Source organism: Kribbella sp. NPDC049174, assembly GCF_043197365.1.
GTDB lineage: Bacteria > Actinomycetota > Actinomycetes > Propionibacteriales > Kribbellaceae > Kribbella.
Window position 1 is genome coordinate 82,813 of record NZ_JBICSZ010000003.1, and the last position, 20,282, is coordinate 103,094.

Annotated in this window: 18 protein-coding genes; 2 read left to right on the forward strand and 16 right to left on the reverse strand. The window is 68.3% G+C overall.

Going from position 1 to position 20,282, the window contains the following annotated elements; translation table 11 throughout:
* Positions 1 to 4: 4 nt before the first annotated feature.
* From ACGFIF_RS17605 to ACGFIF_RS17630, 6 genes are read right to left on the reverse strand one after another with little or no spacing between them, the layout of a single operon-like run.
* Positions 5 to 1,315, reverse strand: a complete 1,311-nt coding sequence (locus tag ACGFIF_RS17605) for a beta-ketoacyl-[acyl-carrier-protein] synthase family protein (protein ID WP_393155603.1) — start codon at positions 1,313 to 1,315, stop codon at positions 5 to 7.
* Positions 1,312 to 2,904, reverse strand: coding sequence for a class I adenylate-forming enzyme family protein (locus ACGFIF_RS17610; RefSeq protein WP_393155605.1), 1,593 nt, complete (start codon positions 2,902 to 2,904; stop codon positions 1,312 to 1,314). Before ACGFIF_RS17610 ends, ACGFIF_RS17605 begins: the two co-directional genes overlap by 4 nt.
* Complete coding sequence (locus tag ACGFIF_RS17615; RefSeq protein WP_393155607.1) at positions 2,901 to 3,383, reverse strand: hypothetical protein; 483 nt, start codon at positions 3,381 to 3,383, stop codon at positions 2,901 to 2,903. Before ACGFIF_RS17615 ends, ACGFIF_RS17610 begins: the two co-directional genes overlap by 4 nt.
* On the reverse strand, positions 3,380 to 4,387 hold the full coding sequence (locus tag ACGFIF_RS17620; protein ID WP_393155608.1) for a beta-ketoacyl-[acyl-carrier-protein] synthase family protein: 1,008 nt from the start codon (positions 4,385 to 4,387) through the stop codon (positions 3,380 to 3,382). Before ACGFIF_RS17620 ends, ACGFIF_RS17615 begins: the two co-directional genes overlap by 4 nt.
* Positions 4,380 to 4,610 carry an acyl carrier protein gene (locus ACGFIF_RS17625; RefSeq protein ID WP_393155610.1) on the reverse strand — a complete coding sequence of 77 codons (231 nt, stop codon included), beginning with the start codon at positions 4,608 to 4,610 and terminating at the stop codon, positions 4,380 to 4,382. The genes ACGFIF_RS17620 and ACGFIF_RS17625 overlap by 8 nt, the downstream gene beginning before the upstream one ends.
* Positions 4,610 to 4,864, reverse strand: a complete 255-nt coding sequence (locus ACGFIF_RS17630; RefSeq protein WP_393155611.1) for an acyl carrier protein — start codon at positions 4,862 to 4,864, stop codon at positions 4,610 to 4,612. The genes ACGFIF_RS17625 and ACGFIF_RS17630 overlap by 1 nt, the downstream gene beginning before the upstream one ends.
* 17 nt (positions 4,865 to 4,881) lie before the next feature.
* Here ACGFIF_RS17630 and ACGFIF_RS17635 point away from each other — a divergent pair, with 17 nt between their 5' ends.
* On the forward strand, positions 4,882 to 5,580 hold the full coding sequence (locus ACGFIF_RS17635) for a 4'-phosphopantetheinyl transferase superfamily protein (RefSeq protein WP_393155612.1): 699 nt from the start codon (positions 4,882 to 4,884) through the stop codon (positions 5,578 to 5,580).
* Here ACGFIF_RS17635 and ACGFIF_RS17640 read toward each other — a convergent pair.
* Positions 5,511 to 6,911, reverse strand: coding sequence for a class I adenylate-forming enzyme family protein (locus ACGFIF_RS17640; protein WP_393155613.1), 1,401 nt, complete (start codon positions 6,909 to 6,911; stop codon positions 5,511 to 5,513). The two genes, ACGFIF_RS17635 and ACGFIF_RS17640, sit on opposite strands and share 70 nt — an antisense overlap.
* 463 nt (positions 6,912 to 7,374) lie before the next feature.
* Between ACGFIF_RS17640 and ACGFIF_RS17645 the strand changes: the two genes are divergently transcribed.
* Positions 7,375 to 7,734, forward strand: a complete 360-nt coding sequence (locus tag ACGFIF_RS17645) for a hypothetical protein (RefSeq protein WP_393155614.1) — start codon at positions 7,375 to 7,377, stop codon at positions 7,732 to 7,734.
* 198 nt (positions 7,735 to 7,932) lie between these two features.
* On the opposite strand, the gene murQ is transcribed toward ACGFIF_RS17645, so the two are convergent.
* The 9 genes from murQ to ACGFIF_RS17690 all read right to left on the reverse strand — a co-directional run bounded on the left by murQ (position 7,933) and on the right by ACGFIF_RS17690 (position 20,177).
* Positions 7,933 to 8,847, reverse strand: a complete 915-nt coding sequence (gene murQ, locus ACGFIF_RS17650) for an N-acetylmuramic acid 6-phosphate etherase (protein WP_393155615.1) — start codon at positions 8,845 to 8,847, stop codon at positions 7,933 to 7,935.
* A 103-nt stretch (positions 8,848 to 8,950) separates the two neighbouring features.
* On the reverse strand, positions 8,951 to 9,838 hold the full coding sequence (locus ACGFIF_RS17655; protein ID WP_393155617.1) for a MurR/RpiR family transcriptional regulator: 888 nt from the start codon (positions 9,836 to 9,838) through the stop codon (positions 8,951 to 8,953).
* 35 nt (positions 9,839 to 9,873) lie between these two features.
* Positions 9,874 to 11,610 carry a serine hydrolase gene (locus tag ACGFIF_RS17660; protein WP_393155619.1) on the reverse strand — a complete coding sequence of 579 codons (1,737 nt, stop codon included), beginning with the start codon at positions 11,608 to 11,610 and terminating at the stop codon, positions 9,874 to 9,876.
* A complete protein-coding gene (locus ACGFIF_RS17665) occupies positions 11,607 to 12,890 on the reverse strand; it encodes an exo-beta-N-acetylmuramidase NamZ domain-containing protein (RefSeq protein ID WP_393155620.1) in 1,284 nt (427 codons plus the stop codon). The genes ACGFIF_RS17660 and ACGFIF_RS17665 overlap by 4 nt, the downstream gene beginning before the upstream one ends.
* A 22-nt stretch (positions 12,891 to 12,912) precedes the next feature.
* Entirely contained in the window at positions 12,913 to 15,471 is a 2,559-nt protein-coding gene (locus ACGFIF_RS17670; RefSeq protein WP_393156786.1) for a glycoside hydrolase family 3 N-terminal domain-containing protein, read from the reverse strand.
* A 2-nt stretch (positions 15,472 to 15,473) separates the two neighbouring features.
* A complete protein-coding gene (locus tag ACGFIF_RS17675; protein ID WP_393155621.1) occupies positions 15,474 to 17,273 on the reverse strand; it encodes a glycoside hydrolase family 3 protein in 1,800 nt (599 codons plus the stop codon).
* 201 nt (positions 17,274 to 17,474) lie between these two features.
* Positions 17,475 to 18,566: a Gfo/Idh/MocA family protein gene (locus ACGFIF_RS17680; RefSeq protein WP_393155623.1), complete on the reverse strand. Its 1,092-nt coding sequence runs from the start codon at positions 18,564 to 18,566 to the stop codon at positions 17,475 to 17,477.
* A complete protein-coding gene (locus ACGFIF_RS17685) occupies positions 18,559 to 19,335 on the reverse strand; it encodes a ThuA domain-containing protein (RefSeq protein WP_393155625.1) in 777 nt (258 codons plus the stop codon). The genes ACGFIF_RS17680 and ACGFIF_RS17685 overlap by 8 nt, the downstream gene beginning before the upstream one ends.
* Before the next feature lie 26 nt (positions 19,336 to 19,361).
* Positions 19,362 to 20,177: a carbohydrate ABC transporter permease gene (locus tag ACGFIF_RS17690; protein WP_393155627.1), complete on the reverse strand. Its 816-nt coding sequence runs from the start codon at positions 20,175 to 20,177 to the stop codon at positions 19,362 to 19,364.
* Positions 20,178 to 20,282 lie beyond the last annotated feature (105 nt).

Here is a 20,282-nt window from a genome sequence, read left to right on the forward strand (position 1 = left end):
CACCTCACTGTTGATCTGTAGTGCCGACACGAGGCACTCTCTTCTCCGGCGTACTGGCGGCGCCGAGGAGCAGGCTCACGTTCTGGCCGCCGAACCCGAACGAGTTCGACAGCGCGTACTCCAGCCGGATCTCCCGTGGTTCCTTGCGAACGTGGTCCACCGGGCAGGCGGGGTCCGGATCGTCCAAGTGGTACGTCGGCGGCACCTGGCCGGTGTTGACAGCCAGCGCGGTCGCCGCGGCCTCCACCACACCTGAAGTGCCGAGCATGTGACCGGTCAGCGCCTTCGTCGAACTCACCGCCGGCTGGTGATCGCCGAACGCCAACCCGATGGCCACGGACTCGGCGACGTCACCGAGCTTCGTGCTCGTACCGTGCGCGTTGACGTAACCGACCTGCTCGGGCCGCACAGCGCCACTCGCGAACGCTCGCCGCATGCAGGCTGCGGCCCCTTGTCCGTCGGGACGCGGCGCCGTCGGGTGATGCGCATCGGAGTTGACCCCGTATCCGACGACATCCGCATAGCCGGGTGCATTGCGTGCGGCGGCGTGCTCGGCGCTCTCCAGCACCAGCAGCGCCGCGCCTTCACTGAGGACGAATCCGTTGCGGCGCAGGTCGAACGGACGACTGGCCTCGGCCGGGTCGTCCCAACCACGTGCGAGCGCCCGGGCATTGGCGAACGTCTCAGCGAAGGTCGGGAACAGCGGTGCCTCGCTCGCTCCGCACAGTACGATGTCCGCCTCGCCGGACCGGATCAGGCGGACCGCGTCGGCGATCGCCTGCGCTCCGGAGGCGCACGCCGTACCGACCGACGAGGTGTAGCCGCGGAGGCCGAAGCGGATCGCTACGCGGGCGGCCGGCATGTTCGGGAGGATGCCGGTCAGCAGGTACGGGCTGACGGCCGCGCGACCACGTACGGCTCGGGCGAGGACTTGTTGTTCGAGGGTCGCCATCCCGCCGACACCACCGATGATGACGCCGATCCGGTCCGGGTCGACGTTGTCCAACTCCTCCCCCGCACGGCCCCGGTCGTCGCCGATGAGCAGGCCGGCGTCCGCGAGCGCGTCCGCGGCAGCGAGTTGGGCCAGGATGACAGTCCGGTCCATCACCTTGCCGTCCGGGCCGCTCGCGATCTTCCCCGGGTCGATCGGCGGCAGGATGCCGGCGAGTTCGACCGAGTTCGCGACCGGGTGGTCGGCCGGTGGCTTCACGATCCCAGACCGGCCGTGCAGCAGAGCGCCGTACACGGTCTCGACGCCGCGTCCGACGGGGGTCAGCAGCCCCATCCCGGTGATCGTGACGGCGGGCGCGCTCATGCGTCTGCTCCCGTTAGGCGCTCCTCGCGGAGCGCGACCTTGCGGACTTTGCCGGTGACGGTGACCGGGACCTCGTCGCCGCCGACCACGGTGACCTTGCGGATGATCGCTGCCACCTCGTCGCCGACCGCCGACTTCACCTGATCCGTGCGATCGATCGCTGCCGCATCGGGAGCCAGCTCCAGCAGCACATCGGCGACGTACTTTCCGTTCTCCGGCAGGATCACGACCGTGCAGTCGAGGACCTCGGGAAGCGCGGCCAGGATGCGTTCCTCGGACATCGACGTGAACAGCTGCGGTCCTTCGAAGCCGGCGACGGCGTCCGGGATCCGGTCGAGGTGGAAGTAGTGGCCGGTCTCGTCGCGGTAGGCCAGGTCGCCGGTGAGGAACCAGCCGTTCAGCCGGAAGCGGTACGTGTTGACCGAGTCGTTCCAGTACCCGGGTGAGACAGACGCCGAGCGGAAGCCGAGCAGGCCGACCTTGCCGGCCGGCAGTTCGTCGCCGGCCGAGCTCAGCACGGCGGCTTCCGCGAACTGGTACGGCTTGCCGATACAGCGGCCGTAGTGGTCGCTGTCGATCGTGTGCGTGATGTGGAAGCCGTTGTGGCCCATCTCGCTGGAGCCGAGACCGTCGACGAAGTGCGAGCCCTTGACCGTCGTCCGCCCTTGCCTGGTGACGGTCTCACGGGTGCCGACGGCAACGAGTTTGCGGATGTGCGGCTCGTGCGCGCAGTCGCCGGTGTTGAACCACATCCGGACCGAGTCCAGGTCGTGCTTGCTCAGGTCCTCGCGGGCCAGGCCGGCCCAGGTGACGGCGAATCCGTAGACGGCGCGTGGCTTCCAGCGCTCGATCTGTCGCAGTACGTCGGGCGCGTCCTGACTGGACAGCAACAGCATCTGAGCTCGGTTGCCGAGGACCTGGTTGACCATCAGGACCGTCGCGGTATGCGGGATCGGCAGCGCGTTCAGGATCCTGTCGGTGCCCTGCGCCTGCGGCATCGTGAGCAGGTGCTTCAGCGCGGCGTACAAGGTGGTGTGAGTGTGCAGCACAGCCTTGGGTACGCCGGTCGTGCCGCTGGTGTGCGTGATGACCACGGGGTCGTCGCCGTGGTGGCGGTAGTGCTCGGGCGCTTTGGCCGGATCACCGGTGCCGAGCTCGTGTGGTTCGGCGAGGACTTCTGCCTGCAGGAGCGGCCGGTGGGCGGCGTCAGCCAGTACAGCGGTGACGCGCAGGCGGCGGATGTACTCGTCAGCGATGGGCGGAGCCATCTTGCCGTTCATCAGCGCGGGGATTGCGCCTCTGCGGGTCAGCGCAAGGAAGCTGAGCACGATGTCGGCGGCGTTGGTTGCCCAGATCGCGACTACGTCCCGGCGGCCGATGCCGTGCTCGTGCAGCCAGGCAGTCCGGGCCTGGACTCGTTCGTCGAGTTCGCCCAGCGTCAGCGGGTGCTCGGCCGGATAGTGGTCGACGGGTGTGTCGAAGGTCAGCCCTGGTCCGTCGAGATCGGCGCCGTGGGCAATCACCCGGTGCAGGACGTTGCCGGTGCCGATCTCGGGATCGGCGGCCAGCCTGGCTCTCAGACTCTTCATGTTCGCACTCCCCAACTCACGATCCGGGCGGTTGCCTGCTCGGCGTCGATGTCCACGATCAGCACTTGGTCGGCGTCCCCGTCGCCGATCAGCAGGGCGGCCTCGTCGAGTCCGCCGTCCGTCACACACACCACGGGTCCGCGCAGGTCCCACTTCGCCGCGATCAGCCCCGCGACGCTGTTCGGCACCGACTGGAAGAAGAACAGCGGCCCGATGCGCTTGCCTTCAGCAACAGCTCGCCGTACGTGCTCTGCGCTGGTCAGGTCGCCGTCGCTCACCAGCACGATCCCGGTGTTTCTTGACGGCGGCTCGGGCAAGGCACTCAGGCAGCGATCCGCAACAACTGCAGCCAGGGGGTTGAACGTCGACAACACGAACCCCGGCAAGGCCGGCGGTCCTGCCTCGACGTCGTCACCCGGCTCCGGCCAGTAACCCTCACCGAGCACCACAAGGTCATGAACTTCCAGCGCCGGCCTCATCCCGCACACACCACCAGCGCGGTATTGGCGCCCCCGAACGCCGAGTTCAGCGTCATCCCGTACGGCGAGTGGGCCGGCCGCGGCGCATCCAGAATCAGATCCAGCGCACACTCCGGATCAGGCTCCAGAAACCCCGCATTCACAGGCAACTTCCCTTCCCGCAAGGCCTGCACAGTCACCACCAGCTCAACCAACCCCGAAGCCTCCAGCGCATGCCCATGCACCCCCTTGGTCGAACTAACCGCCGGGCCGGCTTGGGTGAATACCTGCCTGATCGCCGCGGCTTCGGCGGCGTCGCTGAAGGTGGTGCCGGTGGCGTTGGCGTTGATGTAGCCGATCTCGTCGGGAGACAGGTTGGCTTTGCTCAGTGCGGCTTGGATTGCGGCTGCCAGGCCTCGACCGTCCGGGGACGGCTGACACGGGTGGTACGCGTCTCCGGCTCGACCCCAACCAGCGATCTGCGCCAGCCCTTCGCCCGCTTCCAGGACGACTGCGGCTACACCGTCCCCCAGGAGCAGCCCTCGGCGGTTGAGACTGAACGGCCGGACGGTCTGGTCGTCGGAGAGCGCTCGGCCCGCGTCGAAGAGCGCGTACTGGTCCGACTCGACCAAGTACGCGGCTGCGACGACGATCCGGTCGGCCCGCCCGCTCCGGATCAACGTCGCGGCGTCGGCGACCGCCGTACTGGCTGAGACGCAGGCGCTGGTGTAGATGCGTTGCTGGCCGAAGTCGCAGGACGGGGCGGTGTGCAGCGCGAGCAGGAGAGGTGTCGTGCTGCGGTCGACACCTGCCTGACTGCAAGCGGTGGCTATTGCCAGGTCCAGCTCTTCTTCCAGAGTGCCGACGTCTGCAGCCGTGGCGGCGTGGTGCACGCGGCGGTTGCTGGTATCGAAGCGCTGGACCTCGGTGAACGCCGCCGTACCGACCAGCTGCGCCTCAGGGCCGCGCCCAAGTGCGGTCAGGACCGAGAGGCCGGTGACAGAGACCGGTCCGGGTTCAGACATGGCTGGTCAGCACCTCGGCCAGTACCGTCACCGCGTCGTCGACGGTGGCCATGCGTTCGAGCTGGTCGTCGGACAGCTCTACGCCGTACCGCTGCTCGACCTGATGGACCAGCCAGGCCAGCTCCATCGAGTCGATCCGCTCGGCGCCGGGTGGTCGCTCGCCGAGTCCGGTCAGCCAGGTGATGATGTCGTCCCGCCCGGGCGGTGGTGGGGTCGAGTTCATCAGACTTGCTGGGCTACCCGGCCGGCCACCTCGGCGGTGAACTCGCCGACCGTCATCAACGCCAGCTGCTCGGACTCGTCGTCGGAGAACCGGACGCCGAACCGGTCCTCGACCCGGACCGACAGATCCGCCAGCGCAAGCGACTCCAGGTCCACCCCGGCCGGGCCGAGCGTGGTCTCGTCGTCGATGCCCTCGGTGTCGTAGTTCATGTCCTGCAGTTGCGCGATGACGAAAGCGCGAACCTCGTCCTTCATCGGGATACCTTCTTTCGGTGGGAGACGGTCGGGTGCATGTGTGGACGGCGGCGGCCGGTGACGACCAGCGCTCGACTGCCAAGGACCTGCTGCTGGAACTCGCCGGCTCGCTCCTCGGGCGGTCTATGGACCTGCGCCGCGAGCCGAGCGGCCGGCCGTACGTCGACGGTCTGGCGGTGAGCATCAGCCACAGCCGCACCCTGGTGGCGGTCGCGGCGTCTGCGGCCGGCCCGGTCGGCGTGGATGTCGAGGACGTGTACCAGCGGGAGGTCGCCGGGCTGGCTCGCCGCTGGTTCGATCCGTCTGAGCTCGAGTGGATGGCGGGGGAAGCGGATGAGCTGACCGCGTTCCTGCAGCTGTGGACGGCGAAGGAAGCTGTCGGCAAAGCTCTCGGCCTGGGCCTCCGCAACACCGGCCTCCGCCGCCGCATGCCACTCCCCACTTCGCCTGTCCCTGCGGAACAGGCACCCCGGGTTGAGGTAGGCGCCGACAGCGGCGGACCCGGCGACGCGAGGCTCCCGGCACTTCGCGGCAGCTTGGTCCCGTCTGAGCCGGACCTCGCCGTGCTGCACCTGTCGGTCGATCAGCCGGCAGTGCTGGCTGTGGCTTTGCCCGCGGACGCTGGTGAGGTGCTTCTGATCGAGCATCACGGGGCCGCCTTGCGGAGGACGGTGAGGTCCCGGACAAGCTTCCCGGTAGTGGTTCGAGGCATCTGATCGAGGATCCGGAGGCTTCGCGGGCGTTTGTAGGGAGCCAGACGTTGCGCGAGTTCGGACTCCAGGACCGCGATGTCGCGGCGCTCCTTCAGCTGTAGGTAAGCGGTGATCGACCCGTCGAAAACGACGACCGCCGCCTCGACACCGCGGAGCGTGCCCAGGGTGTACTCGACCTCGGTCAGGTCGACCTTCATCCCGCCGACGGAGACCTGCGAGTCGAGCCGGCCCTTGATGCTCACCAACCCGGTGTCCGCATCGACGACCCCGGCGTCACGCGTCCGCAGCCAGCCGTCCGCCCAACGCGCCGGATCGGAGAGTCCGAGGTACGGCGATTCCGGCCACCGGATGTGGAGTTCGCCGTCGACCGCGCGGACCTCGATCCCCGGAGCCGGGCGGATCGCCGGCCGATGTTCGCCGTACAGATCGGTGCCGATGACTCCGACCTCGGTCATCCCGTACATGTTGCCGAGCGGTACGCCGTACTTCGACTCGAACGACTGTGACACCGCCGCCGGCACCAGCTCGCCGCCGGTCGTCATCCGCTTGAACTGTGGAAGCTTCGGCGGCTCCTGCACCGACGCGAGCAGCCCGATGTGGAACGGCACCCCGAGCACCGTCGCCGGCGTGTCCCCCGACGCGATGGCCTGAACGATCGCGTCACCGGTGAGCCGCGTCGGCGGGACCAACTCGACTCCGGCGTGCAGGCCGTACATGAGACCGCCGACCAACCCGAGCACGTGCACCATCGACGGCAGCAGGATCACCCGCTCGCCCCGCAACGGAACACCGTCGATCTGGGTGTACCGCAGTACCTCCTCGACCAGATCCTCCGCGGTCCGCCCGATCACCTTCGACGGCCCGGTCGAACCGGAGCTGAGTTGTACGACGGCGTGCGCCGTACCGGCCGGATGACCGGAGTAGCTGGCCACATCGGTCTCGACCTCGAGGAAGGTCCGCAGACCGGCCGGGACCGGCCGACCGGGCGACACGACCACCTGCGGGACCAGCCGCTCGATCGCACGCCGGACCTCGTAATCGGTCAGCCGATGATCGAGCAGGATCGCCTGCCCACCGCTGCGCCAGACCGCCAGCAAATGCGTCACGAAAGCCATCGACGGCGGTAACCGCAATGCCGCCGCACCACCCGCCCGTAAACCGGCCGCCGCCAATTCGGATTGGCGATCCCGCACCAACCGGCGTAGCGTCGCACGATCAATGGGATCGGGCAACCGAAAGCAAATGTCACCCGCCGAGCCGGCCAGCAGCACATCATCGACCCACTGGGCACCCTGGGTGGTTCCGGGCACCACGACAGCACCGTCCATGGTCATCCGAGCTCCGAAGTTCGTTACACACAAAGGATTCGAAGACCAGAACCCCCACCAAGGCCTGGCGATGACGCGACGATACGACACGATCACACAAACGCGCTATGCACCAAAAGTGATAGTCCCACTACCGTTCGCAACCACCCTGCAGCAACATTCCAATTCAATGAAAACAAACCGACCCCAACCTCCCCAACGGTTAGGTTTTCCCATCACCCTTCACTTCCACGAAGGGTAACCCGCGCAATTCCCCAACCCCACCAACAGGACCACACCAGAATGATTTCCAGGCAATTTGCGCCGCCATTCCGATACCTCGACAACAGCTCGGGTGGATCCGACTCGGTCCACCAGAAGCCGCCGACCTTCCAGGCCCCAGCTACCGGTGCCCGGTAAGGTCCAGGAGCTCGGACGCCGCTTCGAGGCACTGCAGGCGACGTCCGCCGGTTGACGACGAGGAGCTGCCATGCAGGTTGAGCCCGGCCGAGTGTTTCGCGAGGCATGGATCGATGGAGTCAAGCAGCACTATCCCGGCGAACCGAAGCCCAGCTACATCACCCCCTGGGACGAGACACCCGCCTGGGAGCGCGCGAGTGCCGCGGCTGTCTACGAGCAGGTCAGAACCTTCATCGAGACATCCGAAGGCGCGACCGCCAAGCTGAGCCGTCCACAGAAAGGCCGATTCGTAGCACTGTGCTGGATCGCCCAGATCTACAAGCACTTCCCCAACCCGAAGCCGTCCTACGTCGCCGACTGGGACGACCTGCCCGCCTGGCAACGCGAGACCGACGCCGACATCTTCGAACGCATCGAGCAGCAGTCCTAAGACGCGCACCAAGACACCCGACCTGCCTACACAACACAACACGGCGATCCCGCCGAAGAGGCGATCTCCTGCCGCCCAACCACACACCGCGTCCTCTCCGCGCATCACAGCATCCCTGACTGGGGTCCGCGACCGCGCCGAAGGCGCCAAAAGACTGCCGCCGCCGAAGGCGGTGTCCTTTCCGCGGAGGCGGTGTGCTTAGGCGGAGGCGGGGTCCTTCTGGGCGGGTGCGCCGAGGGTGGCCAGGGCGTCGGCTACGCGGCCGTGGGCGGCTTCCAGGGCAGCCCGGGCAGCTGGGATGGGCGTGCCGGTCAGGAGGTGGACCAACGCCGGCTTGAGTTCGCCGTCGGCTTCGGCGAGGGCGGACTCGCAGGCGTCGGGGTCGGCGCCGGTGGCTTCGCCGAGGATGCGGAGCATGCGGCCGCGGAGTTTCTGGTTGGTGGCGACGAGGTCGACCATCAGGTTCGACCAGGTGCGGCCGAGTTTGATCATCAGGGTGGTGGAGAAGGAGTTCAGGATCATCTTCTGGGCGGTGCCGGCCTTCAGTCGGGTGGAGCCGGCGATGACCTCGGGCCCGGTGTCCGCGGCGATGACGATGTCGGCCAACGGCGCCAGCGGGGCGGAGGGGTTGGACGTCACCAGGACGGTGGTCGCCCCGGCCGCTCGTGCGGCCTTCAACGCGCCGGCGACGTACGGCGTACTCCCGGAAGCTGCGAGGCCGATCGCGATGTCCTGAGCGGTGACGGCGACCGCGTCGGCGGCGCCGCCCTCCTCGGAGTCCTCGACGTTCTCGACCGCGCGGAGCAGCGCCTCCATACCGCCGGCGTGATGGGCGACCACCAGGCCCTCCGGCACGTGGAACGTCGGCAGCAGCTCAGCCGCGTCCAGGACGGCCAGGCGGCCCGACGTACCGGCGCCGAAGTAGTGGACCCGACCGCCGCCGCGCACTGCCTCGACAGCGGCATCCACGGCGCGGGCCAGCTCGGGGATGACGACGCCCACAGCACCGGCGACCCGGGCGTCCTCGGCGTTCACCATCCGGAGGATCTCGATCGTGCCCACCGCATCGATGGCGAGCGTCCTGGGGTTGCGCTGCTCAGTCGGCGTGGTCACAGCTCCGATGTTAGTTTCCTACTGAAGATTTTTCAATTCTGTTGATCGTTGACGGAAACGATTGACGCAACCTTGAGACAGTGACCCGGAGCCCTCGCGGCAGCTACTCGGAGCCCTTGAGGCGGTGCCCGCGGACCGCGGTGGCGGTCTCCTCGAGCGCCTTGCGCGCATCCGGCAGGACCTGCTGGGCCACGCCGATGAAGAGGCAGTCGATCACGGTCAGCTGAGCGATCCGGCTCGACATGGCGCCGGAGCGGTACGTCGTCTCCCGGGCGGCCGTGGTGAGCACCAGGTCAGCCGTCCGGGCCAGCGGGGAACGGGGGAAGTTCGTCACCGCGACCGTGGTGGCGCCGTGCTTGGCCGCCTCCTCGAGCGCCTCGACGACCTCGACCGTCGTTCCGGTGTGGGAGATGCCGATCGCCACGTCGCCGTCACCGAGCAGCGCCGCACTCGGCAGCGCCACGTGGACGTCGGACCACGCGAAGGCGACCCGGCGGATCCGGTGCAGCTTCTGCTGCAGGTCGAGCGCCACGAACGCGCTCGCACCGAAGCCGTACAAGTCCACCCGCGGCGCGTTGACGACCGCCGTGACCACCTTGGCCAGGGCGTCGACATCGACCTGCTGAGCGGTCTCGCGGACGGCCCGCTCGTCGGCGAACGCGACCTTGGAGACCACGTCCGCCAGCGAGTCACCGGGCTCGATGTCGCCGCCGATCTCAGGCCGGATACTCTCCTGCGCCGACTGGGCCGCCAGCTGCAGGCGGAGCTGCGGATAGCCGGGGACGCCGATCTGTTTGCAGAACCGGATGACCGTGGTCTCCGAGGTGGATGCCACCTCGGCCAGTTCGGAGATCGTCATCGCCGCCACTCCGCCCGGGTCCGCGAGGACCGCGTTCGCCACCCGCTGCTCGGCCGGCGCCAGCGCGGGCATCACCGCGCGGACCCGGACCAGCAGCGGCCCCGTGGGTTCTGGAGAGGAAACTGAGTTCATGACAGCACGGTACGGCGCCTATGCACGAAGTGGGGTCACCGACGCGAAAGTCTCCAACCTGTAGCGACAAATGATTCAGGCGTTCGCTCTCCGTCGAGAAGAACACCATCCTTGCTCGTGATCTTCACACCGTCGACATACACACCACGCCCCTGGTAGAGCGCGTCGGAGGTGTAACGCCACCTGATCGTCTGATCACCGGCCGCGAGATTGGCGAACACCTGGTGCCAGTGCCGGTCGCCGGAGCCGCCGATCGTCCCGTCGGTGTCGATCACGGATCCCCGGTCCAGCACGGTGAACGGCACCTTCGTCCACGTCGTCCCGTCGGCCGAGGTCTCCAGCGACAGCAGGTCGGTGTCCTCGGTGTCCACGAACATGTCGAACGTCAGCTTCGCGCCCTCGGCCGGTACGGCGACCTGCGTGGCCAGGGTCGTGGTCGCGCCGTCCGTCGTACCGGAGAACCAGGCATCCTTGCCGTGCCGCGGCCCGACGCCGAGCGCGAGCGCCAGCCCTTGGACGACCGCGCGCCGGGCCGGGTTGTTGCTGCCCCAGTTACGGCTCGGGTGGACCCGGTTGGTCAGCAGGATCGCGAACGAACGGGAGTCGAAGTCGATCACGACCGACGTACCGGTGTACCCGGTGTGGCCGGCCGCGCGCGGTCCGGACAGGCCGCTCATGTACCAGCGCTGGTTCAGCTCGAAGCCGAGCCCGTGGTCGTTGCCCGGGAAGGCGCCGTTGAAGTTGGTGATCATCGCGGTGACCGAGGATTCCTTGAGGATCCGGGCGCCGCGGTAGCTACCGCCGTTCAAGAAGGTCTGGGCCAGAATCGCCAGGTCGTCCGCGGTGCTGAACACACCCGCGTGCCCGGCGACGCCGTCGAGGGACCAGGCGTTCTCGTCGTGCACCGAACCCCAGACCATCCCGCGCGGCGGCGCGGACTGGAACTCGGTGGCCGCGATCCGCTGCTTCTTGCGGGGGTCCGGGTTGTAGCCGGTGTCCCGCATCTGCAGCGGCTTGGTGATGCCGTCGGCAACCAGCCTGTCGAGCGTCTTGCCGGTGACCCGGTGGGCCAGCTCGCCGAGGGCGATCAGGTTCAGGTCGCTGTAGAGGTACTTCGTCCCGGCCGGGCTGGTCGGGGTCGCGGTCAGCGCCATCTGCATCCGCGAGGCCGGGTCGGGCCGCGCGCTCCACAGCGGCAACCAGGCCGGCAGCCCGGTCGTGTGGGTGAGCGCCTGCCGGACCGTGATCGCCTGCTTGCCGTTCTCGGCGAACTCCGGCACGTAGGTCGCGATCGGCGTGTCCAGCCCGACCTTGCCCTTCTCCACCAGCTGCAGCACCACGATCGAGGTGAACAGCTTGGACACCGACGCCATGTCGAAGATCGTGTCGGTGCGCATCGGGATCTGCTGGTCCGCCGGAAGTTCTTCAGCGCCGTTGCCGGCTGAGTTCACTGTGTACTTCAGCGCCATCCCGGTGGCCGTCTTGGTGACGATCTTCCCGTCGTGGCCGAGCAGCGTGACCGCACCGGCGTACAGGGGTTTCGCCGTACCGTTGGGCCTGGTCCAGGCGTCGACCTGGGCCAGCGCCGCGTCGATCGGCGCCGGGTCGAGACCGGCCTTGGCCGGGGTGGAGTCGCGCAAGAGAGTCGTCCTCGGTGCGTAGCCGTCGTACGGGCGGTCGAACCGGCCAGATCTGTTGCCATTGGCAACTGCAGGGGTGGTCATCGCGAGCATCAGGGTGGAGACTACCGCGATTCCGAGGACTCGTCTCACCGGTGCGCTCCCTTGTACAGCAGGTACTTCGCCCGGCGGGCGGTCCACGCGTCGGTCTCGGACTTCCAGGCCGCGACGATCTCCTCAGCCGTCGCGCCGGCCTCCAGCATGGTCCGGAACCGGTCGGATCCGGTCAGCAGGTCGATCCACCGGCCGGGCGGGTTCTCGGCCCGCCAGGAGAAGCCCGGGTAGAGCCGGCGCGCCTCCACGATCATGTGGGTCGCGGCCGTGATCGCCTCCACCTTGTGCGGATCGGTGATCTGCACCTGGACGCCGCCGCAGAGCACATTCGCGTTCTTGCTGATGAACGGCGTGAAGTACGCCTCCCGGAAGTCGACTCCGGGGATGTTCTTGGCCTGCAGCGCCTCGGCCCACTTGTAGTCGATGTACGGCGCCCCGATCAGCTCGAACGGCCGCGTCGTACCGCGGCCCTCGGAGAAGTTGGTCGCCTCGAACAGGCACATACCCGGGTAGAGCAGGGCGGTGTCCGGGGTCGGCATGTTCGGGCTCGGCATCACCCAGGTCAGGCCGGTGTCGGCGTACAGCTGGTCGCGCTTCCAGTTCTTCACCGGGATGACCTGGAGTTCCTTCAGCCGCGCGCCGTTCGCGTCGAGCGGCAGGTACTCCGCGTTGAACAGCCGGGCCAGCTCACCCACGGTCATCCCGTGCTGCTGGATGATCTCCTCCTTGCCCACGCCGGAGGTGAAACCGGGCTTGAGCATCGGCCCACGCGCGTACCCGCCGACCGGGTTCGGCCGGTCCAGGACGACGAACTTCGCGCCGGTCCGGGTGGCCGCGATCATCGCCTCGTACATCGTCCAGATGTAGGTGTAGAACCGCGCCCCGACGTCCTGGATGTCGAAGACGACGGTCTCCACGCCGGACTTGGTGTAGAGGCTGACCAGCTTGTCCGCGTTCGCGCCGTAGGCGTCGTACACCATGATCCCGGTGCGCGGGTCGATGTGGTCCTGCTCGGATCCGCCGGCCTGCGCCGTACCGCGGAAGCCGTGCTCGGGGCCGAAGACCGCGACGATGTTGACCTTCCCGGAGGCGTGCATCGTGTCGACGATGTGGCTGAGGTCGGGCAGGATGCCGGTCGGGTTGCTGATCACGCCGACCTTCTGGCCGGCCAGCGCCTTCCAGTCGTCGGCGGCCAGCACCTCGGCGCCGACCATCGCCTGTCGCCTGCTGGGGGTCTGGACGGCATGGGCCGCCGGTACGTCGATCAGGGGGGCGGCGGCCAGGGCACCGGCGCCCGCGAGCAAACTGCGGCGCTTCATCAGACTTCTCCTTCGGCAGGCATTACGGGCGGAACATCAGGTCGGCCACCACGGGGCGATGGTCACTGGCCGCTTGTTCAGAGGGAACGGAGGCGCGCCGGACGCGGAACCCCGCGCCGACGGTGACGAAGTCGATCCGCTTGACCGGGCCGACCGCGGGGTAGGTGTTCGGGCCGCCGGCTGTGGTGGCAGCCGCCGTCCAGGAGTCGGTGAGGCGGCTCCACAGTCCGGCGAGCTCGGGAGCGCCCGCCTCGGCGTTGAAGTCGCCGGTGAGGATCTGCAGATCCTTCCGGCGGTCCCGCGCCAGGATGTTCATCGTGTCGGCGACCTGGGCCTGCCGCACCGACGGATCGGCCCGGTAGTCCAGGTGCGTGGAGTAGACGTGCACCCGGCGGCCGCGGACGTCGATCTCGGCCTCCAGGAACCCTGGCGCCGGGGCCGGCACCGGGTTCGGGTCCTGGGTGGAGAGCCGGGTGATCGGGTGGTTCTCGGTCCGGACCAACGGGAACCGGGACAGTACGCCGACGCCGTACTGCCGGCGTGGCTGCCCGGCCGCGGGTGGGTCGAGGTCGTAGATCGGCGCGAACCCGGCGTACATGCCCAGCTTCTCCGCGAGTTCGGCGAGGGTGTCCCGCCACTCGCTGCGCGCAGCCCAGTGGACGTCGACCTCCTGCAGCCCGATCACGTCGGCGTCGAGCGCCTTCAGCGCCTGCGCGGTCCGCTCCAGGTCGAACACGTTGTCGGATCCGGCACCCGCGTGAATGTTGTACGAGGCAACGGTCAGCCGGGTGTCGCGCGGGTCGAAGGTGAGTCCGTGGCCGAACGGGTGCAGAGTTTGGGCCGGATCGGGCTGCGCCGGGATCGCGACCGGCAGCTTCCCGGCCGGTGCGAGTTCGCCGTACAGGACCTTGGCCAGCGCCTCCATCGACACCGCCGCGTAGCCGTAGGTGGCCAGCGTGGTCTGTGCCGAGGGGAAGTAGGCGACGTCGTACGGGTCCCGGACGGCGACCACGATGACCGGCCGGCCGGTGACAAGCAGGGCGTTGACGAGTTTCTGCTGCTTGGCCTGCTTGTCGGTGACGGTGGTGTCCCAGGCCTTCATCGTGAGGACCACGGTGAGGTCGGCGCCGGCGGATGCCGCCACCGCATCGTCGATCTTGGCGTCGGTCGGCGTCGCGCCGGTGTCCTTGACGATCGCCGTCGCGCCCCGGCCCTGCAACGCGGTCCCGAGGGCGGCCGGGGTGTACCCGGCGACCAGGATCTTCCGCGGTGCCGGCGACAGCGGCAGCAGGCCGGCGTCGTTCTTCAGCAGCGTCGTACTGCGGTCGGCGATCCGCTGGGCGGCGGCGTAGTTGGCCGGTGTGCCGACCACCTTCGCGACGCGACTCAGGTCGACGTACGGGTGATCGACGACGCCTGTCTTGACCTTGAGCTTCAGGATGCGCTCGACACTCTGGTCGATCCGCGCCTCGCTGATCCGGCCGCCGCGGACGGCGCCGAGCACCGAGTTGAACGCGAGCTCCGGATTGGCCGGCATCAGCAACTGGTCGACTCCCGCCTCGATCGCCCGCAGCGGGATCTCGGCGTCGCCGTACTTCTCCCGGACACCCTGCATACCGAGCGAGTCGGTGATCACCACACCGTCGAAGCGAAGCCGCTCGCGCAGGACGCCGGTCAGGATCGGCCTGCTCAACGTGGCCGGGTCGCCGGACGGATCGAGGGACGGGACCACGATGTGCGCGGTCATGATCGAGTCGATTCCGGCCCTGATCGCCGCCTGGAACGGCGGCGCGTCGATCGTGTTCCACTCCTCGACGGTGTGATTGATCGTCGGCAGCGACGTGTGGCTGTCGTCCCGGGTGTCGCCGTGACCGGGGAAGTGCTTCGCGGTCGACACGATCCGGCCGTCGCGCTGGTACCCCTTGACCTGTTCCGCGGTCAGGTCCGCGACCAGCGAGGGGTCGGACGAGAAGGAGCGGACGCCGATCACCGGGTTCAGCGGGTTCACGTTGACGTCCGCGACCGGCGCGAAGTCGGTGGTGACACCGACCGCCTTCAGCTCCCGGCCGCCGATGCCGGCCGCGAGCCGCGCGTACTGCGGGGACCGCGTCGCACCGAGCGCCATCGCGCCGGGGAACTGGGTCGCCGGGGGTCCGACGCGGAACACCACGCCGTACTCCTGGTCGGTGCTGATCTGCAGCGGGATCCCGGTAGCGCCGATGGACGCGCTCTGCAGTCCGTTGGAGAGCCGGGCGATCTGCTGCGGGTCCTTGGTCGAGTCGGTCCAGGCGAAGTAGATGACGCCGCCGAGGTGGTACTTGCGGACCACCTCGGCCGGCGTCGCCACGCCGTACAGGTTGGTGTTGCGCTGGTCGGCCGTGTCCGCTGTCGCCCCGTAGGCGTAGCAGACGAACAGCTGGCCGACCTTCTGCTCCAGCGACATGCGTCGCAGCGTGTCGCGGACCCAGCGGTCGGTGCCCGCCTGTGCGGTCGTGGTGCCGGCGATCGTCGTACCGGCGACCGCGGCGGCGGCGAGGCCGAGGGTCTGGCGTCGGGTGAGGGTTGGGCGGGCGAGTTCCATCGTCACCAGGTCAATCCGTGGCCGAAGGGATAGAGGGCGGTGTCCGGCTGGCCGGCGACGGGGATGTCGACGGGCAGCTTTCCGGTCGGCTTGATCTCACCGTAGAGGGTCTTGGCCAGTGACTCCATCGATACCGCGGCGTAACCGTAGGTAGCCAGGTACGTCGGTGCCGCGTCGAAGTACGCGATGTCGTACGGGTCGCGCACAGCAACCACGATCACCGTCTTGCCGGTCGCGAGCAGGCCCTTCACCAGCTTCTGCTGCTTGGCCAGTTTGTCGGTGACGGTGGTGTCCCAGGCCTTCATCGTCAGTACGACGGTGACGTCGTTCAGCTGCGCTTTGGCCACAGCATCCGCGATGGCCGCGTCACTTGGTGCCGCCCCGGTCTGCGCGACCGTGGTGGTGGCTCCGCGCTTGGTCAGGCTGCTGGCGAGCGACTGCGTCGTACTCACGCCCCAGCCGGTGACGAGGATCTTCCGCGGGTCGGCGCTCAGCGGAACGGCGTTCGCGTTGTTCTTGACCAGCGTGACGCTCTTGTCGACGATCGTCTGCGCGGTCGCCAGGCTGGCCGGCGTACCGACCGTGGTGGCCACCTTCGCCGGGTCGACCAACGGGTTGAACAGGACGCCGTTCTTCAGCTTCATCAGCAGGATGCGCAACAGGCTCTCGTTGATCCGCTGCTCGCTGATCCGGCCCGAACGGACGGCGTCCAGTACGGCGTTGAACTGCACGTCCGGCGCCGGCGGCAGCAGCAACTGGTCCACGCCGGCCTCGATCGCCCGGACCGCCACCTCGGCGTCGCCGTACTGCTGGCGGACCGCGGCCATCTCCAGTCCGTCGGTGATGATGAGGCCCTTGAATCCGAGCTGCTGACGCAGGACGCCGGTCAGGATCGGCTTGCTCAGCGTCGCCGGGTCGCCGGACGGATCGAGGGACGGGACCACGATGTGCGCGGTCATGATCGAGTCGATCCCGGCCTTGATCGCGGCCTTGAACGGCGGCGCGTCGATCGTGTTCCACTGCTCGAGCGTGTGGTTGATCGTCGGCAGCGCGGTGTGGCTGTCGTCGCGGGTGTCGCCGTGGCCCGGGAAGTGCTTGGCGGTCGCCATGATGCCGGCGTCGCGCTGGTAGCCCTGCACCTGCGCGACCGTCATGTCCGAGACCAGCTTCGGGTCACTGGAGTACGAGCGGACCCCGATGACCGGGTTCAGGGCGTTCACGTTGACGTCGGCGACCGGGGCGTAGTCCTGCCGGATCCCCATCGCCTTCAGTTCGCGGCCGGTGATGGCGGCGGCGGTCCGGGCTTCCGCGGTGTTCCGGGTCGCGCCGTGCGCCATGTTGCCGCCGAACTGCGTGGCCGGCGGACCGATCCGGACCACGACGCCCTGCTCCTGGTCGGTCGCGATCATCATCGGGACGTGCAGGCCGGTGTTGAGGGCTGCTGTCTGGAGCTGGTTCGAGAACGTCGCCAGCTGGGTCGGGCTCTCCACATTGCCGCGGCCGTTGAAGTAGATCCAGCCGCCCGGCTTGTACTTCGCCACCACCTCGGCCGGCGTGGCGACGCCGTACAGGGTGGTGTTGCGGGTGTCGGGCTTGTGCGCGTCCGGCCCGTAGGCGAACAGCACGAACATCTGCCCGACCTTCTCCTCCAGCGACATCGTCTGGATCGTCCGGCCGAGTGCGGCGGCCGAGTTGCCGGGTGGTTCGGGTGACGGAGCGCTGACAGCTGTGCTGACCCCGACTCCGGAGACAGCGGTGGCGAGGGCAAGGCCGGCGAGACTCACTCGGCGCAAGGCGGACATGACAGACCCCCTACAAGTTATTGAATTACAGGCGCGCCCCCGCGACGCGAAAGTTACCCACACCGCCACAGTGGGTCAAGGGGAAACTACTAACTGACGTTGTGTAGTCAGACCTCCAGGCAGACAGATACGCGCGGAGAAGCCCCAACGCCAGGGCTTCTCCGCGCGTACTGCATTCCGGGGACCGGATTCCCCGGAGCTTCAGGACTCCAGGCCGACGACCTTCAGCACGTTCGGCCACGCCTTGAGCGCGGCCTGCAGGGTCGGGTCCTGGACGGTGGCGAGGGCTTCTTCGTAGGCAGCCTCGAGTACGTCGGCCACGCGGACCACCTCGCCCGTCGAGGCGGACCGCACGGCGGCCTCGACCATGGCGACGCTGATGACGTTCGAGTGCACCTCCGACTGCGGAATCGTCGACTCCCGGACCGCGTCGACGAACTCGACCAGTGAGCCGGCGATCTGCTCCGGGTCTTCCGGCAGCGCGCCCGGCACGGCCTCGCCCGTGGCCAACTCGGCGACCGGTGCGTTGTCTCCGTCCCAGGTCGCCGTACCGCCGGATGCGCTGGCCCGCCAACTGCCGTTCCACGACGTCTCCAGGCCGGGCGCGCACCAGCTGCCGGTGAACGAGAAGCGGGTGCCGTCGGCGAACTTGAAGATCGCGGAGGCGGCCGCGTTGCCGTCGAACCAGCTCCAGTCCGGGTTGTACGACTCGCAGTACACCGAGACCGGCTCGGACCCGATCAGCTTGCGGGACAGGTCGAACTGGTGGATCGCCATGTCGACGAGCAGCGGTTCGGCCATCCGCTCCCGGAAGCCGCTGAAGTGCGGAGCCTTGAAGAACTCACACGACAGCGACCCGATCGTGCCGAGCTCGGCGAGTTGCCGGCCGAAGGCGTTCCCGGCCCGGAAGTAGCGCCGGGACTGCGACACCATCAGCAGCTTCCCGCTCACCTCCGATGCGGCAACCATCGCCAGGCACTCGCGAACCGTCTCGGCCAACGGCTTCTCGCAGAGCACCGGCAGCCCACGCAGCAAGGCATCAACGCTCACCTTGGGATGCGCGACCGGCACGGTCACGTCGATGACCGCATCGGCTCGGTCGGCCAGTTCGCCGAGGGTGGCAGCCACCGGTACGTCGCCGTACCCGTGCTCGTCGGCGGCCGTCCGGGCCAGGTCGACATCGAGGTCGACCAGGCCGGTCAGGACTACATCAGGATTGTCGGCAATCGTCCGAAGCCAGGCGCGGCCCATCCCGCCCGCGCCGACCTGGAGGAGTCGCAAGGGTTCAGGCATCGGCAGACTCTTCGATCGGACCCGTGTAGCCGTGACCGTTGAAGAAGTCCTCGGTCTCGTACCGCAGCAACGTCGGCACCGCCCGCTCCGGCCGGTCGCTGTTGACCCAGGCGACGCCGTTCGCGATCACCTTGCGGATGTCCTTGTGGTGGTAGACCGGGTAGTCCTGGTCACCCGGCGAGAAGTAGAAGATCTTCCCGTGGCCGCGACGGAACGTGCAGCCGGACCGGAACACCTCGCCGCCACTGAACGACGACACGAAGACCAGGTCGTCCGGCACCGGGATGTCGAAGAACTCCCCGTACATCTCCTGCTGCTCGATGATGATCGGGTGCGGAACGCCCTGCGCGATCGGGTGCGTCGGGTTCACCGTCCAGACCAGCTCGCGGTCCCGCTCGCTGCGCCAGCGCAGCGTGCACGACGTACCCATCAGCTTGCCGAAGATCTTCGACCAGTGGCCGGAGTGCAGGACGACCAGGCCCATCCCGGACAGCACATGCTGGTAGACGCGCTCGACCACCGCGTCGTCGACCTCGCCGTGCGCCGCGTGACCCCACCACACCAGTACGTCGGTCTGCGCCAGCACCTCCTCGGTCAGGCCGTGCTCGGGCTCGTCGAGGGTCGTCGTACCGACCGTCGCCTCGGCGCCGAGGTTGTCGCTGATCCCGGCGGCGATGGTCGAGTGCATGCCGTCGGGGTAGATCTCGGCGACATGCGGCTCGACCTGCTCGTGCCGGTTCTCGCCCCAGACGAGTACGCGAATCGTCATAGTGAAACGTCCTTGGATGTGGAGGGTTATTTGACGGCTCCGCCGATGGCGCCGGCGGCGATGTACTTCTGCGCGGCGACCAGGAGCACGATGGCCGGGATCGCCGAGAGGACCGCGGTCGCCATCACCGCGTTCCAGTTCTGCACCTGGGTGCCGAGGTACTGGTAGATCCCGAGCGTCACCGGCCGGACGCCGCCCTTGGTGGTCAGCGTGAGCGCGAACAGGAAATCGCTCCAGGAGAAGAGGAAACTGAACAGTCCCGCGGTGATGAGGGAGTTCTTGCTGATCGGCAGCACGATCGAGACGAACGCCCGGAACAGCCCGGCACCGTCCACCCGCGCGGCCTCCACCAGCGACGGCGGCAGCGAGAGCATGAACGAACGCAGGATCAGGATCGCGAACGGGACACCGCTGCTGCAGTTGGCCACGATCAGGCCCGGGATCGAGTTCAGCAGCCCGAGCCGCTCGTACGCCGTGTAGAGCGCGTTGGCGATCACGATGCCCGGAATCATCTGCGAGATCAGGATCGCCAGCAGCCCGACCGACACCCAGCGGGACCGGAACTGCGAGAGCGCGTACGCGCACGGGGTGGCGACGGCGAGACTGAGCACCACGGTGCCGGCCGCGATGATCAGGCTGGTGACCAGGTTGCCGCCCTGCTCGCTGAGCGCCCGCCGGTAGCCGGCGAACGTCGGGTCGAGGGGCAGGAAGCCGGCCGTCAGCGTGTTGCCGGACGGTTGCAGCGACGCGTTCACCATCCAGTAGACCGGGAACAGCATCATGCCCAGGATCAGCACGCCGATCACGGTGTAAACACCCCGACGGACAGTCGACTCGGTCATGGGGCCTCCCGGCCTGGACTGAGGAGTGGAGGGAGCGAAGCGACTGGAAGGACGAGGGAAGGCCGGGAGCCAAGGCCCCATGACCACGCCGGTGCCGAAGGCCCG